Below are 15398 nucleotides of genomic sequence, written 5' to 3'. Positions count from 1 at the left end.
AATTGATTAGGGGGTAATATCGTTAAAATAATTAACCTTTTTTGAGAAAATTGATTGACCCCAACTAGGCAATCGTTATAAAATAAGATAAATTATTTTAAACTATAAATGAAATACTGATTTTGACGATTGGCTATTTAATAAGGTTGAGGGACTAACTTGGTTGCATAAACAAGGATTAGTTGCACAAATAAAGCCAGTCGCTAAAATATTGAGTTGAGAGTAAGGGTTCGTTACCTGAAGTTGCGAGGTGACGGCTGGGTTGGCTAGCCTGGTCTTTTTGAGAGGAGCAATTACCATGGCGGTAAAAGAACACTACAAGATGTACAAGGATGGGAAACACTGGGTTTTCGCTGCGATTACAGTCGCTGCAATTGGTTTGGGGACTGCAGTTGGCCAAGATACGTTGGCACACGCGGATAGTATCACAGCGGGGACCGAGACGACACAAGCAAGTGGGGACAGTGCTGATCCAAGCAGCACGGTCACGTTACCGAAGACACCCACGGATACCACGGTATCAGGTGAACAGGGCAATACAGGTGACACAACACCTGATGTGACCGGAAATAGGGACGCTGGAAACGGCAGCTCTGAAGGGGCTGTTAATGCAGACGTGACCCCAGATGGGTCAACCAGTGATAATCAGACCAGCCAAAATAAAGGCGATACCACCAATAACGGTGGCGGGGCAACCAGTGGGGATGCTGGAACGCCTACAAATTCCAGCACTGCTGCTGGGAACGATAACGTCACTGGCAATAACGCTGGTGCGACATCTGCTGGCGACCAGGAATCTGGTGAAGTTAGCGGAAATGGTAGCGGTAACACGGGGACACCGGTAAAGTCAGGGGATGCGACGACTGGTGATGGGTCGACTGCTCTCAATGTGCCAGACGTACCAGATGCCAAGGTAGACATCAGTTCGGGGACCACCCTGAATATGGCTAACTTTAATGTGGCTGGGCTGGGCGATGGTAACTTAGTCTTGCCGCTAACTGCCGCCAAACTTGCTGTAAACAGTCCGTTGCTCGGTAGCGAAGCTTTCAGTAGCGATATGCCTAGCGACGTCAGCAGTTTACTTCGGGGGTTAAGCGCTACAACGACGCCCGTCGCAGATTCCAGCAATTTATCGTATACCGTTAATACTGACGGAACCGCCACCATTACTGGTGCGTATCACGATGTGGGGGATACGCTGGTTATCCCATCGACGATAACTGGTAACGATGGTAAGACCCTGAATGTGACGGGGATCGGTGCTGGCTTTAGTTCCATTTACGGCAATACTAATAATCTGAAAACTTTAATTATTGAGAATGGCATCACGTCAATCGCGGACAATGCCTTCTCCTACCTGAGAAACCTGTCCACCATTGATTTAAGCCAAAACCAAACGTTGCAAACCATCGGGAACCAAGCGTTCTTTGCTGATGGGTTGACCACGCTGGTTTTGCCGGATAGTGTGACGACACTTGGCGATCAGGCCTTTGGTGGCAATCCGCTGGAGAACGTCACTTTTTCTAAGAACTTACAAAGTATCGGTAACGGGACCTTTGAATACGATCCGCTGACGACGGTTGATTTGAGCAATAGTACTGTGTTGACGTCAATCGGTGACAATGCCTTCTTCAGTACGAAGATCGGGTCACTAACGCTCCCAGCTAGTCTGCAAACAATCGGGACCAAGGCTTTTGCTTCCATTGGTGAGCTGACAAGCATCACGATTCCTGCAGGGGTGACGACTATTGGGAACAGTGCTTTTATTCAGGATGGTAACTTGGCATCCTTGACCTTTGCGGCTGGCAGTCAGCTGCAAACGATTGGCGAGAATGCGTTCACCTACGATGGTTTGACCAGTTTGGATCTACCAGAGAGCCTGGTCACCATTCAGGATGGCGCCTTTTCCGCGAATACTCAGCTGACCACGTTAAACTTTGCGGCCAACGGAAATTTGGCGACGATTGGGGCGCACGCGTTTGAAAATGATAATGGTTTGACGACGGTAACGTTGCCGGCCAGTCTGACGACGCTGGGGGACTTTGCCTTCAGTACCAACCATAACCTAAGCACGGTGATCTTTACCGATGGGGCGCAACCAGTGACCATCGGGAACAGCGCCTTTATCTATGATACGGCGCTGACCAGTGTGACGTTGCCGACTAATCTGACAGCAATCGGCAATCAGGCCTTTCTGTCTGCCACGAGTCTGCCGAGCATCGTTTTCCCAGCTGATCTAGTCAGCATTGGAACTAACGCATTCACCTATGATCAAGCCCTGCAGACTATTGATATGACCGGAGCTACGAGCCTGCAAACTATCGGTAACGGAGCCTTTGAATACGCGGGCTTGACTGGGAAATTGACGTTGCCCACGAATCTAACGAAAATTGGTAATTTAGCCTTTGCCGCTAACAACTTGACCGGTGTGGTTTTGAATGAAAGCCTACAAACGGTCGGGGATAGTGCCTTCATTTACAATAACTTGACGGGTTCGGTCCTCTTCCCGGCAACCTTGACGTCGATCGGCCAGATGGCCTTCTACGGCAACCAGTTGACGGGGGTCAGTCTGCCAGCGACTGTTAATCAAGTCGGGGCGAACGCCTTTAGCTACAATCAAATTACCAATTTGAGCGCTGGTGCGGGGACTTCCAGCCTGGCATTAAATCAGAATGCTTATTACTTTGTTGGTAAGCAGCCGGATGTTTCGCTGGCTGACCTCTTCAACGTAGCGCTCGGTGACAAAGCCATCACGGGGAGTAATATTAGTCATCTGACGGCAGGCGTCACCCTCAACAGTGACGGGACGTTTGATGTGCCAGCTGGTGTCAATCAGTTTACGTTTAACTGGTCCGTGAGCGATAACGGCATCACTTATACCGGGCAGTATCAAGTCGTGATGGATAATCCAGATATTAAGGTGCATAACGCCACCGTCTTTTACGGCGATAGCTGGAAGCCGGGTGACAACCTGGTGAGTGCAACTACGCCGAGTGGCGGGATATTGACGATTGATGACCTGACCGTTAAGATCAATGAGTTGGATGCAAATGGCAAAGTGGTCGTTGATGCAGATGGCAATCCGGTGGTCGTTGCGGCTGGGGATGTGACGAACAAACCCGGAACTTACCAAGTCACGTACAGCTATGGGAGCAATTCGGCCGTGGCACTGGTGACCGTAGAGAAGCGGACGGCGACTTACACGGTTAGTGGGAATCAGACGGTGACCTATAATGGGGAAACGCCAACGCTGAACATGGCTAATTTCGGCGCCGAACTGAGTAATGACCTGCCTTACACACTTAAGGATGGGGATCTCACGCTGGCGTACACGGATGCTAATGGCAAGCAAGTTCTCCTGACCGATGACAATGCCGCCGACTTTGTCAATGCCGGGACCTACGATGTGGTGGTTAATCCAGCGGCGTGGGACCGGTTGGTTGCGGAGACACCGGCTGTTTCCAACTATGATTGGACCGGTTCTAAGTCGATTGCAACGTTGACGATTGCACCAGCTGTGTTGACCGTTACCGTGGGCAATCAGTCGATGGTCTATGGTGAAAAAGAACCAGCAGCTGCGGTGACCATTAAAGACGCTGCGGGTAATGATATCACCGATTCTGGTGTAACGGTGACGCGAGATGCTGGCAGTAATGCGGGAACTTACAACTATAAGTTGGATACCTCAAAGCTGAGCGAGAACTATACGATTGCCACCAACCCAGTGCTGGGGGCGTTGACCATTGAAAAGGCGCCATTGACGGTCACAGTTGCTGATCAAACCATGGCTGCCGGAACAAAAGAACCAGCGGCTGTGGTGACTATTGTTGATGGTAATGGCAATCCGATCACTGATTCTGGATTGACGGTGACGCGGGCGCCGGGAGACGTTGCTGGTGAGTATGCTTATGTTCTGAATACGAATGACCTCAATGCCAACTACCAAATTGGCAGTGCAACGTTGGGGTCACTGACGATTAAGGCAGTTCCTGCGACCGTGACTGGAAGCAACTACACCATGACTGTGGGGGATGCGGCGCCGACCGTCAGTGATTTCAAGGCGGCGGCCACGGATACTAACGGTCAAGCTGTTGACAGCAGCGAGATCACTTTGGATTTGGGGACGGCTGATTTGGCCACTCCTGGCACCTATCAGGTCACCTTACGCTACGGAAATGACGCGACGACCACGGTTCTGCTGACGGTCGTGGCAAAGACGACCGGTGGCGGAAATGGCGACGGTGGCAACCCTGGTGGTGGCACGGACCCAGTCGATCCGACCGATCCGGTTGACCCAACAGATCCAACAGACCCGACCAATCCAACTGATCCGAATACGCCGAAGGATCCCGATGATATCGACCACGAAGTCATCAGCGATGGCGGCAGTGGTGCGACAATCAAACCGGGAATTGATATCAGCATTAAGAATCCGGCAAATATTTCTGGACAGTACGTGACCAGCGGGGCCGGTGCTCATATCAAGGATTCTCAGCTAGGGCAGCAGGTTACGCCAATCAAGGCGGCTACAGTGAACTTGCAGGCTAAGCGGGATGTTCGTCAGGACGACAGAACGCAAACAACGTTGCCCCAGACCAATGAGGCGACAACCCCATGGTGGGCCACTCTAGGCCTTCTAGTGGGTGGTTTGAGCCTATTTGGGTATCGGAAGAAGCGCCACAACTAAACACGATGAGAAGAAGCCTCAGCCGGTATGTTTACGGCTGGGGCTTCTTGCGTTCTGACTGTTTTCAGGCGGGATAAGTATTCTCTCATACCAAAGAAAGTTATCGCAGCATTGACCTGAAGACTTAATTAAGATCGGTCGAATCGTGCGACAGAATCCCCGAGAATGACATTAGTAAAGAGTAGGGGGACTAAAAGGAGGTCAGCTCATGACTGAGCTGACCTCCCGAGAGACGTGTGTGTTGAATTTTAAAGTAACTGGTCTACATCAAGATCTTGGAGAGGAAGTCTTGCGCCCGTTCAGTTTGTGGGTTGCTGAAGAATTCTTCCGGCGTGTTATTTTCTTGAATGTAGCCATCGGCCATGAACCAGACGCGGTCGGCCACGGACTTGGCAAAGCCCATTTCGTGGGTGACCACGACCATCGTCATCCCTTGTTGGGCCAGGTCCTGCATAACGTTCAGGACTTCACCGACCATCTCGGGGTCCAAAGCAGATGTTGGTTCATCGAACAGCATGACCTTGGGGTCCATCGCGAGGGCCCGCGCAATGGCGACCCGTTGTGCTTGCCCACCGGATAGGCTGGTAGGGAAGGCATCGGCATGGTCATCCAAGTTAACTTGTTGGAGAAGTTCGTGTGCGCGCTTGGTGGCGTCGGCATCACTGATGTTCTTGACCTTCATGGGGGCTAACTTGATGTTTTCTAAGACGGTCATGTTGGGGAAGAGGTTGAAGTTTTGGAAAACCATCCCCATTTGTTCCCGTAACGTGTTGACCTTCTTCGTGTCCAAGGTCGTTAGGTTTTGACCATCGAAGTCAACTTCACCACTCGTTGGGGTTTCCAACAAGTTGAGGCACCGCAGGAAGGTACTCTTCCCACCACCGGAAGGACCGATGACGACGATCACTTGACCGGGATTGACTTGTTCTGAAATATTCTTTAAGACTTGGTTGTCGCCGAAGTTCTTGGCGAGGTCCTTGACCTCAATAATTGGTTTAGTCATGTTGCATCTTCCTTTCGAAGTGGTTTAAGATCCGTGAGGCGGTAAAGGTCATGATGAAGTAGAGAACCATGATGACGGCGATTGGCGCTACCCCTCTGTAGGTGTCGGACCGCACAATGTTGCTTTGGAAGATCAGTTCGGAGACCCCGATGATGGAGACGATGGAACTATCCTTGATCAGCGTGATAAATTCGTTACCCAATGATGGCCAGATGTTCTTCAGGGCTTGTGGTAAGACAACGTAACGCAGGGTGTAACCCTTGGTCATCCCCAGGCTCCGAGCAGCTTCTGTTTGGCCCTTGTCCACGGAGTTGATTCCCCCACGAATGTATTCGGCGATGTAAGCACCAGAGTTCAGTGAAATGGCGATAATCCCAGAAGTTAACGCAGGGAGGTTAACGATGAGTCCTAGGCCGAAGTAAACGAACATAACTTGGACCATCATAGGCGTGCCCCGAATGAATTCGACGTAGGCTGTTGCTAACCACCGTAAGGCAGTGGCGAAGACGCCACCCTGTGCCATCCGTGCGAGGGATAAGAGTACCCCGAGGATGAACCCGAAGAAGACGGAACATACGGTGATGATCAACGTGTATTCGATCCCTTTGAGGAAGGCTTTCCAGTAGTGGAGCATGCTAGTGTTGACGGTGTTGGTCTTTAAGTATTTCCCAGCAGCGGGGAGGTAAGTCTTGTTGACCAGGTTTTGCTTTCTGATCTGATCGACGGACTTGTTGGCTGCGGCGACCAGTGAAGTGGAGCCTTTGGCAAACGCAACGGAAGCGCTGGTGTCAGATGCACTCAAATCAAAGTTACTTGGAATCATAGCTAATTCTTTGTTGTTGGCCACGTAAGCTTGGGCGGATGGCTTTTCCATCGCAACCCCTTGCAGCTTGTGACTCTGTAAACCTAAAATCAAGTCGGAAACGGAGGTCATTCCTTTGACGGTCGTCCCACTGGTCTGCTTCTTGGATTCGGTGTACATGGTAGAACCGGTTTGGGCCCCAATGGTTTTGCCCACGAAGGAATCCTTATCTTTATAGATGCCTTTGTCACTCTTGTTGATGACGATGCTGTATCCACCTTGGTAGTAGGTGTGGGTGAAGTTGACGTTCTTCCGCCGAGCGGGCGTTGGGTTCATCCCGGAGATGACCATGTTGACCTTACCCGTTTGTAAGGCAACTAATAGGGAATCAAAGGACATGGACTTAACGACTAACTTGACGCCTAAGTCCTTGGCAATCTTCTTCCCAACCGCAACGTCCATCCCGACAACTTGGCTTTTGCCGTGAACGGTTGCTTGGAATTCATAGGGTGGGTAGTCGGGGGAAGTTCCCATGACTAATTTTCCACTTTTTTGAACCTGGGCCAGCGAATCATCGGTGGCGGCTTGTGCCGTTGTCGTGGTGGCGGTCCATCCGGCAACGAGCGCCATCACCAATGCGATGGCCATAATTAATTTATTTTTCATAATGGCTTGCTCCTCTATATGTGATGATGTATTTGAGTATAGCCGGTTTCGTTTATTTATACAAGTTTTATTTTGATAAATTTATCTTTATACATGTTTTATCCAAATAAAATTCGCTTAAATCCCTGATCTAAAGGGAAACACCAAAAAAAATATACATTTTCGTTGAATAAGCGAATTTTATAAGCTTAGTAATTGAACGAATGGGAAGTAAGTGCTAACATGTATAGTGTCTGTTTTATACGGATATCTATAAAATTTAAGAAAAGAGGAGTTACGATGTCAGGACATTCTAAATGGCATAACATCCAGGGCCGGAAAAATGCTCAGGATGCAAAGCGTGGAAAAATCTTCCAAAAAATCTCACGTGATTTGTACCAAGCTGCAAAAGCAGGTGGTCCTGATCCCGACGGTAACCCTCAACTTCGTTTGGAAATGGACAAGGCGCGGGCAGCTAACATGCCTAAAGACAACATCAAGCGGGCTTTAGATAAAGCTTCTGGTCTTGGTGGCGCTAAGTTCGAAGAAATTACCTACGAAGGTTACGGTCCAGCTGGGACGGCGATCATGGTTGCTGCTTTAACGGACAATAAGAACCGGACGGCTGCGGCTGTTCGTTCTGCCTTCACGCACCATGGCGGCTCACTTGGTGCAGCGGGTTCCGTTTCATACATGTTTGATCGGAAAGGTTACATTGTAATCTTGCGCGACGGTCTGGACACGGATGAAGATACGATGTTGATGGATGCACTTGATGCCGGGGCGGACGACATGGAAACCACGGATGAAGAATTCAAGATTTACACGGATCCTTCGAGTGAAATTGCAGCACGTAATGCTTTACAAGACAAAGGCTACAAGTTGGACACTGCCGAAGTTCGGATGTTCCCTCAAAACACGACTGAAGTACCAGAAGCCAAGGCTTCTCAATACCAAGGTCTGATTGAAGAACTGGAAGACAACGACGATGTTTCCGATATTTACGAAGCCGCAGTCTTACCTGAAAGCGTTGAATAAGCGTTTTTAGCCAAATAAATTGAGTCGATGAACCCGTTATCAGGCCTAGCCTGGTGGCGGGTTTTTGTGTGTCACGATAAAAAATAATCTTGCATTCTGAATGGGGGACGGGTAAACTCCATAAATGTGGCTGAAAGGTGAGCCATATTTTTTTAAAGCATATGCAACATGCCATATACTAATTTAGCCAGTGGCTAATTAGCAATATAGTATCATTGCACTACAATACAACATGTCATATACATTTTACGGCATGCAGAGGAGTGTTGAGGATGAAACGCATCAAACATAAGTATCTGATGGGTGGCGTGCTCGCTGCGGGACTGGTTCTGCCGGTCGTTTGCGCGGGACTTGTGATCCATTCGTTCTGGGATCCTTTTGGCCAGACGGCAAAGTTACCGGTTGCCGTGGTCAATGAGGATCAACCCGTCACGTATCAGGGGAAACGCATGGCGGTTGGCGAACAGGTCGTCAGTCAACTTAAAAATAATCATAAATTGGGCTGGCGTTTTCTTTCGGCGAAGGAAGCTGCGGACGGGATGAAGCATAACCGCTACTATACGGTCGTGACGATTCCCAAGAACTTTTCGCAGCGCGCAACTACGGTGACGGATCACCACCCACAACAGATGAAACTGAGTTATGCGACCAACGATTCGCTTAATTATATCGGGGAAATCATCAGCGAGACGGGGGCGACCCAATTGAATTCTGCTGTGAAGCGTGCCGTGACCAAGGCCTATGCATTGAGCATGTTCCAGCAGATCAAAGCGAGTGGTCAAGGTTTCCAGACGGCGGCCAAGGGGGCGACTCAGCTGAAAGATGGAACGGTGACACTAGCTGATGGGATGAATACGTATACGACCGGTGTAACGAAAGTCAAGGATGGCCTCTTACAACTGTCGACCAAAGTTCAGCAATTGCCGACTGGTGTTAATCAGCTGGCAACCGGCGCCAATAAATTAGCGACGGGCCTGCAGACATTACAGGCCAAGACGCGGCCGCTTGCGAGTGGCGTGGCACAATTAGATAGTGGTGCCGATAGATTGGCAAGTGGGTCTAAACGGGTCACAACAGGGCTCCAACAGCTCTCAGCCAAGACCGGACCACTGGCGGCAGGTGTGCAGCGTTTGACGACGGGGTCCGGTCAAGTGACGGATGGCCTGCAGCAGGTGTCCGCTAAAACGCAGCCACTTGTTGACGGCGTCACGAAACTAGATGACGGATCAGCACAGGTTACAGCCGGCTTGGAAAAGCTAAATAGCAAGACCGGTGCCTTAGCCTCCGGGGTCGTTCAGTTGGCGGATGGTAGCCAAGCCTTGGCAGTTAGCACGACCCAGTACGTGAACGGCGTCTATCAGGTGCACACGGGGTTACAGGCGTTGGATACGAATGGTAAGACACTGGCTGCGTCGGTACAGGCTTTGGCCGATGGGGCTTCTGGGTTATCGGCGCAAGTCTCTGCGGGTCAGTCGGGTATTAATGAATTGAGTGGTTCAGTTAAGCAATTGGTGACTGCGTCTACGACTGGCGCGGCTGGTCTTCAAGCAAAGGGGCAGCGGCTTCAAGACCAATTGAAGTCGGATTTGACGACATTAGGGACTGCCATTGTCGGTTCGTCAGTGGCAGCGACGAAGGTTGCGACAGTCCAGTCTGAGTTAAAACAATTGGATGACACGTCGACCACGACTTTTGACGATGCCACGACTCAAGCCGCCAATAAATTAAAAACGGCGGTTGCCCAGATTGATTCTGATAGTCAGTCTAGCGACCAGTCAGCGGGGATGACCCAATCGCAAATTGATGCCAAGGTGGCGTCTGTTGCTAGTGCGACGAAAATGACGGCCGATCAGAAGGCGGCGATGACTTCGGCACTCGCAGGGGCGGGGCAAACGAAGACAACAACGCCGACTTCATCTGCTAAAACTGCGGTTACCACGGCGGCTAATGAACTCGTCAAAGCAAGCGAAGCACCTGCTACAACGGAAACAGCAACTGCTTCTCCGCAAACGGTAACGCGCCTGAAGCGGGCGGTAGCGGATTTGGCGGACGCGACATCGAGCAGTCAAGGTACCACCGCTGCAGCAGCGTTGCAGAAGGTTTTGGGGGATGCCACCGCGTTACAAACCTACTTTGAGCAGGTAACTGCAGCGATGGGGCAACAAAGTGCGGCCCTTAGTCAACTCAATGGTGCGGTTACAGGCAATGATGATTCGTTGGTCAAAAAGTATGCTAATTTAGTCGATGGTAGCCAAAAGCTCTCGGCTAAATTAGTAGAGGCGAATGGTAAGGTTCCAGCATTCACCACGGGCATCGGTAAACTTCTTGCAGGAAGTGACCAGTTGGCCAGCAACGGGCCCGCTCTCGTCGCGGGAACCGCGCAATTGGCGGCTGGTACGCGGCAATTGAACGATCAAGTACCTATGCTGGTCGCCGGTGTGAGTGACTTGACGACCGGTTCTAAGCAGGTCTCCGGGGGCTTGCATCAATTGACCGGACAGTTACCTACCCTGGCTGGTGGTGTGACGCGCCTCGTCAATGGTTCGCTTCAAGTCACAAACGGGCTGGGGCTACTCAACGGACAACTCCCAGCCTTAACCGGTGGAGTCAGTCAACTCGTCGCTGGTTCCGGCCAGGTGACGACCGGGTCCCAGCAGTTAGCTGGAGGCTTATCGCAATTAAATGGAAGAGTACCCGTTTTGGTGGCAGGTGTTTCTCAGCTTGCTAATGGGAGTAATCGACTCTCAAACGGCTTACACACGCTGAATCAACAAGCGCCACAGTTGGTAGCGGGAGTTGGCCAGTTAACGACCGGTGCCCAACAGTTAGCTGCTAATTCACCGAAGCTAACTGCTGGCGCACGACAGCTCAAAGACGGTAATGGTAAGTTAGCCACCGCGCTTCAGGGTGGAGCGGATAAGGTTCAGGCAACGCCACTAACCAGTCGGACGGCGGCAATGTTTGCCTCACCATCAGAGTTGAACCACCAACGTTTCAGTTACGTGCCTAACTTTGGGCACGCCATTGCACCATTCGTGGTGGCAATGCTGACGTTCCTGGGGCTGACGGCGTTGGTTGCTTGGTTTGACTACCGTCGGCAACTGCAAACACCCCGTCAGCTGGCTAACTTGACAGGGTGGGTCCTCTTACAATCACTGATTACCAGTGCGGGGATGGCTGTGATGCTTCACGCCGCGCAACCGTGGACGTTTATGGGGCTGACCGGGTTATTTGCGCTCGCCGTTCTGGTAGTAGAACTAGTCCTTCGACTCTTCATGGGGCGGCTGGCTGTTCTGGTCGTGGGTGCGCTGTTCTTCCTGCAACTCTGTGTGGCAAACGGCATCTTCCCAGTTCAAACGGTGAAGACCCTATATGCACCATTGGCAAAGTTCCTGCCGATGACTTACGCTAACTTGGGCTTGACTCAAGCCCTGAGCGGGACCGGGATTAGTCCCGCGGTTCTGACGATGGGTATTAGCGCAGCCGTGGTGATCATCGCCTTAGGAATTGGGTTGATTGGTTTAAAATTAATGAACCCGAAAAATTCCATGGCAGGTGAACGCCAGGAATAATAGGAAGATTTACTGAAATCTACGTTATCTTAGCGGATGCGTAGATTTTTTTTGCAAATAAAAATATATTTCGGCATTTTTTACGTAGTTAGTTAGAAAGGGCAGGAGATGAAATGTATGATTCAAAAGGTAATAACGGCGCTCTTGGCGGCGGCACGGACACAGCGGGCCAGTGATATTTACGTCCTGCCACGGCAGACAGGCTATCAGATTAGGTTGCGACAATTGGGAGCGGTGACGACTTGGCGACAAGTGAGTGCCCAGTTGGGCCGTCAGTTAATTACTTATTTTAAATTTCAGGCGAATATGGCCGTCAGCGAGAACCGGCGACCTCAGGTGGGGGCAATGACTTGGCCGGGACCACCAGAGCCGCTAGAGCTACGATTCTCGACAGTCGGGGATTATGTGGGCCGTGAATCGCTAGTAATTCGGGTGATTTATCCCTACCACACTGGGCAGATGGCCTATTTGGATGCGGCCCAGCCGATGCAACTCCGGCAGTTGGCGCAGCGCCGGGGACTCGTCCTCTTTGCGGGGCCAACCGGCTCAGGGAAGACGACAACGATGTATACGATTGCTCGTGAACTAGCGGCCACGGTCCTCACGATTGAGGACCCCGTCGAGATCAAGGAGGCGGACTTCATCCAACTGCAGGTCAATGAGGCTGCGGGGATGGACTACGAGGCTTTGGTCAAGGTGGGGTTACGACACCGGCCAGATGTCTTCATTATTGGGGAGATCAGGGATACGGTAACGGCTCAGGCGGCCGTGCGCGCAGCATTGAGTGGTCATTTGGTCTTAACCACCGTTCACGCGCAGAGTGCCGGGGGTGCTATTCCAAGGCTGACGGAATTGGGCGTACCGTTGGCGCAGTTACGGCAGGTGTTGACGGGGAGCTGTTACCAGCGCCTGATTCCGCGGCTTCAGGATGGTCCGGCCGTGCTCCTCGACATTTTAACCGGTGACCACCTTTGGCAAGCAACGAAGACAACCACGGAAAGGTGGCGACGTACACTTGAAGAAGCAGGTAACGAACACACGATTTCGGTGGCAACGGCTCAGAAATTTCGGGAAGGGTAGGTGGTCCTTGGCGCAACAGCAGCAGTTCTGTCAACTCTTGGCGGATCAGCTGGCAAGTGGTTTTTCTCTGCGAGAGGCGGTGAGTTTCAGTCAGACGGCGAATAGTGGTTTACCACGTGATGTTACGCAGATTGAGACGCAGTTGTTGGCGGGAACGGACTTTGTGACTTGCCTCGCGCCGTATTTGCAAGCTAATGTGTATTTCCAACTACAATTGACGGCAACCTATGGCGAGCTTGCCACAGCGCTTCAACGGGTGGCGACACTATTGGGCCTGATGGCGACGCAACGCAAGCGACTCCATCAACTTTTACTGTACCCAGTGGGGTTAATGATGGGGATGGCGGTGCTTTTCGTTACCTTAAAGGTCGGAATTTTACCACAGCTGCAGCAGGAGATTGCCGCGCAGCCAGCTCCAGTTCTGTCCTGGCGGCACTATGTAGAAATCGGTGGTGGATTGGTCGCGATTGGAGGGTGTGTCTTGATGTGGCGTTGGTGGCGACAACAGACGACCCTGCATCTGGCCGCTTGGTATCTGCGTATACCGGTAATTGGCCGGATCTTTCGCGCCTATTACGCCTACTACCTCACGGCCAATCTTAGCCAGCTCGTGGCGAGTGGGTTGAGTGTTAAACAAATGGTGGTAGTCTTACGGCAGTTGCCCCAGACAGCCTTGCTGGCACAATTGGCGATTGTGCTCGAACAGCAACTCCAATCCGGACGCTCACCGGTGGGCTGGTTGCGTCAACAGGCCTACATCCCACCGCAGCTAGTCGTTCTATTGCAGAAGGGGAGCACGCAACCGCAACTGGCTCGTGAATTAGAGGCTTACAGTCATCTGCGGTATCAGGAATTGGTTCGTCTGACAGAGCGGGGATTGGCCATGGTGCAACCGATCTTGTTGACAGTGGTTGCTCTTCTAATTGTCGGGGCTTATCTGAGCCTCCTTTTACCCATGTATGCTAATTTACAGGGGGTCACGCAATGAGTAAGCGACATGGGTTTACTTTGGTCGAAATGACGATTGTCCTCTTTATCATTTCACTATTGGTGCTGATTATTCTCCCAAACCTAAACGGCCAGCGACACCACGCTCAGGGCATTCATCAGCATGCGATGGAGACAGTGGTTCAGGGGCAGGTGACGGCGTATCTGGATGATCATCAGACGGCAACCCATGTGACCTATGCCGCGCTGGAAGCCGGACGGTACCTGACACCACAACAGGTTAAGCAAGCCCAGCGTGAGGGCATTAAGATTCACGATGAGCATTCAGAAGATGCATCGTAATCGGCGAGGATTTACCCTCTACGAGACACTGGTGGTCTTACTGATTGTGGCGAGTTTGACCGTATTAGTAGGATTTCAGGCGGTTGCGCAACGGCGAGCCGCTGCGGAACAAGCTTTTTGGCCCGCATGGCAACAATTATGGACGGTGGGACGCCAGGTGGCGGTTGCCCGCAAAGAAACGGTGGGAATCTTTGTCGATCGAAAGACAGGGGAGGTCACGTTGACGCGGGGCCAAGCGCATCACGTCTTTCGACGATTGATGCCACCGCCCGGTCTCCACTGGGTCGATGGACGGACCGGTTGGGGGATCACGCCACAGGGGCATGCGGATGCCTTTACCATGGAGTGGTATAGCACGACGCATCACGTCTGGTGGTATCAGACATTTCAGTTAGGAGGTGCATTGATCTATGTTGAAGCAACTAAGACGCGGCGACCACAACGGGTGGCTGCTTCCTGACGCCTTATTGGCATTGGGGATTGTGGCGCTAACGATTGGCCTGGCCCAGCAGACACTAACGGTGACCCAGCACGGCGAACGTGTCCGGACAGCCCAACTTCAGCGGGCTCGTGAGCAGCATGACCAGGCCTTACTCTCTTGGGCGGCTAGCCAATGAGACAACGTGCGGGTTTCACTTTAATTGAAGCGCTACTGGCGTTAGGAATTGCAGCGGGGATGTTTGTACTGGCCAGCGGGGTGGACCGTGTTCTGTTGCGACCACTTCGACAGGACCCAGTGGCGTGGTATCAGATGGTGCAGGTCCTTGAGCAGCCCGGTCGCTACCGCGTTACTGGCGTTGACGGTCAGCAGCTAAATTTACAGGATCAGCAAAAACGGGTTACCCGTGTCGTCTGGGTTGACCGCAAGCACGTACTCCGACTAACCAATCAGAACCATCAGGGCTACTACCCCTTGCTACGGCGGGTAGAGGCCGTTCACTGGCACCTCACAAAATATCCGGGCTTGGTGCGCCTGAATCTAAAGCAGGAGCGATTGCCTTGGCAGACGACGATTCTCGATTTACGCGGCGAGGGTTCCTGACGCTGTGGGCCCTCTTTTTCCTAGCAAGTGTCAGCCTAGTCTTGATTCTAGTCATGGCTGGTCAATCGGCACGCGAACAATCGACTCATCAACTCATTAAAGACTATAATCGTTCGACTTCACAACTGAATCGAGGGTTTAGATCACCCCAACAAGCGTCAAAACCACGTCTCAGAACGGTAAAACCCGCAGATTCGCGACAAAGATTGCTTGAATAACAGCCGAAAAATCGGTAGTAT

Annotated in this window: 11 protein-coding genes; 9 read left to right on the top strand and 2 right to left on the bottom strand. The window is 51.7% G+C overall.

Annotated features, from left to right (window positions below; genetic code table 11):
• The first annotated feature begins 298 nt into the window (after positions 1-298).
• Entirely contained in the window at positions 299-4687 is a 4389-nt protein-coding gene (locus ACEPSU_RS08285; protein WP_395323350.1) for a leucine-rich repeat protein, read from the top strand.
• 262 nt (positions 4688-4949) lie between these two features.
• On the opposite strand, the gene ACEPSU_RS08280 is transcribed toward ACEPSU_RS08285, so the two are convergent.
• Both ACEPSU_RS08280 and ACEPSU_RS08275 read right to left on the bottom strand, forming a co-directional pair.
• A complete protein-coding gene (locus tag ACEPSU_RS08280) occupies positions 4950-5690 on the bottom strand; it encodes an amino acid ABC transporter ATP-binding protein (protein WP_020088314.1) in 741 nt (246 codons plus the stop codon).
• Complete coding sequence (locus ACEPSU_RS08275) at positions 5683-7140, bottom strand: ABC transporter substrate-binding protein/permease (RefSeq protein ID WP_395361643.1); 1458 nt, start codon at positions 7138-7140, stop codon at positions 5683-5685. The genes ACEPSU_RS08280 and ACEPSU_RS08275 overlap by 8 nt, the downstream gene beginning before the upstream one ends.
• Before the next feature lie 297 nt (positions 7141-7437).
• Between ACEPSU_RS08275 and ACEPSU_RS08270 the strand changes: the two genes are divergently transcribed.
• The 8 genes from ACEPSU_RS08270 (at position 7438) to ACEPSU_RS08235 (ending at position 15159) form a co-directional block, all read left to right on the top strand.
• Positions 7438-8175 (top strand): YebC/PmpR family DNA-binding transcriptional regulator, encoded by a 738-nt coding sequence (locus tag ACEPSU_RS08270; protein ID WP_020088312.1) that lies wholly within the window; start codon positions 7438-7440, stop codon positions 8173-8175.
• 272 nt (positions 8176-8447) lie between these two features.
• Positions 8448-11747 carry a YhgE/Pip family protein gene (locus ACEPSU_RS08265; protein WP_395323348.1) on the top strand — a complete coding sequence of 1100 codons (3300 nt, stop codon included), beginning with the start codon at positions 8448-8450 and terminating at the stop codon, positions 11745-11747.
• A gap of 117 nt (positions 11748-11864) precedes the next feature.
• Complete coding sequence (comGA, locus tag ACEPSU_RS08260) at positions 11865-12827, top strand: competence type IV pilus ATPase ComGA (RefSeq protein WP_395321057.1); 963 nt, start codon at positions 11865-11867, stop codon at positions 12825-12827.
• Positions 12763-13815, top strand: coding sequence for a type II secretion system F family protein (locus ACEPSU_RS08255; protein WP_395321055.1), 1053 nt, complete (start codon positions 12763-12765; stop codon positions 13813-13815). The genes comGA and ACEPSU_RS08255 overlap by 65 nt, the downstream gene beginning before the upstream one ends.
• Positions 13812-14117, top strand: a complete 306-nt coding sequence (locus ACEPSU_RS08250) for a prepilin-type N-terminal cleavage/methylation domain-containing protein (RefSeq protein ID WP_395321053.1) — start codon at positions 13812-13814, stop codon at positions 14115-14117. The genes ACEPSU_RS08255 and ACEPSU_RS08250 overlap by 4 nt, the downstream gene beginning before the upstream one ends.
• Positions 14107-14577, top strand: coding sequence for a type II secretion system protein (locus ACEPSU_RS08245; protein WP_395321051.1), 471 nt, complete (start codon positions 14107-14109; stop codon positions 14575-14577). Before ACEPSU_RS08250 ends, ACEPSU_RS08245 begins: the two co-directional genes overlap by 11 nt.
• Positions 14528-14734, top strand: coding sequence for a hypothetical protein (locus ACEPSU_RS08240; protein WP_395321049.1), 207 nt, complete (start codon positions 14528-14530; stop codon positions 14732-14734). Before ACEPSU_RS08245 ends, ACEPSU_RS08240 begins: the two co-directional genes overlap by 50 nt.
• Positions 14731-15159 (top strand): prepilin-type N-terminal cleavage/methylation domain-containing protein, encoded by a 429-nt coding sequence (locus tag ACEPSU_RS08235; protein WP_395321047.1) that lies wholly within the window; start codon positions 14731-14733, stop codon positions 15157-15159. The genes ACEPSU_RS08240 and ACEPSU_RS08235 overlap by 4 nt, the downstream gene beginning before the upstream one ends.
• Positions 15160-15398 lie beyond the last annotated feature (239 nt).

The organism is Levilactobacillus parabrevis, assembly GCF_044051715.1.
Classification (GTDB): Bacteria; Bacillota; Bacilli; order Lactobacillales; family Lactobacillaceae; genus Levilactobacillus; species Levilactobacillus parabrevis.
The sequence above is the reverse complement of the archived record's forward strand: the minus strand, read 5'-3'. Positions and strand labels throughout refer to the sequence as shown.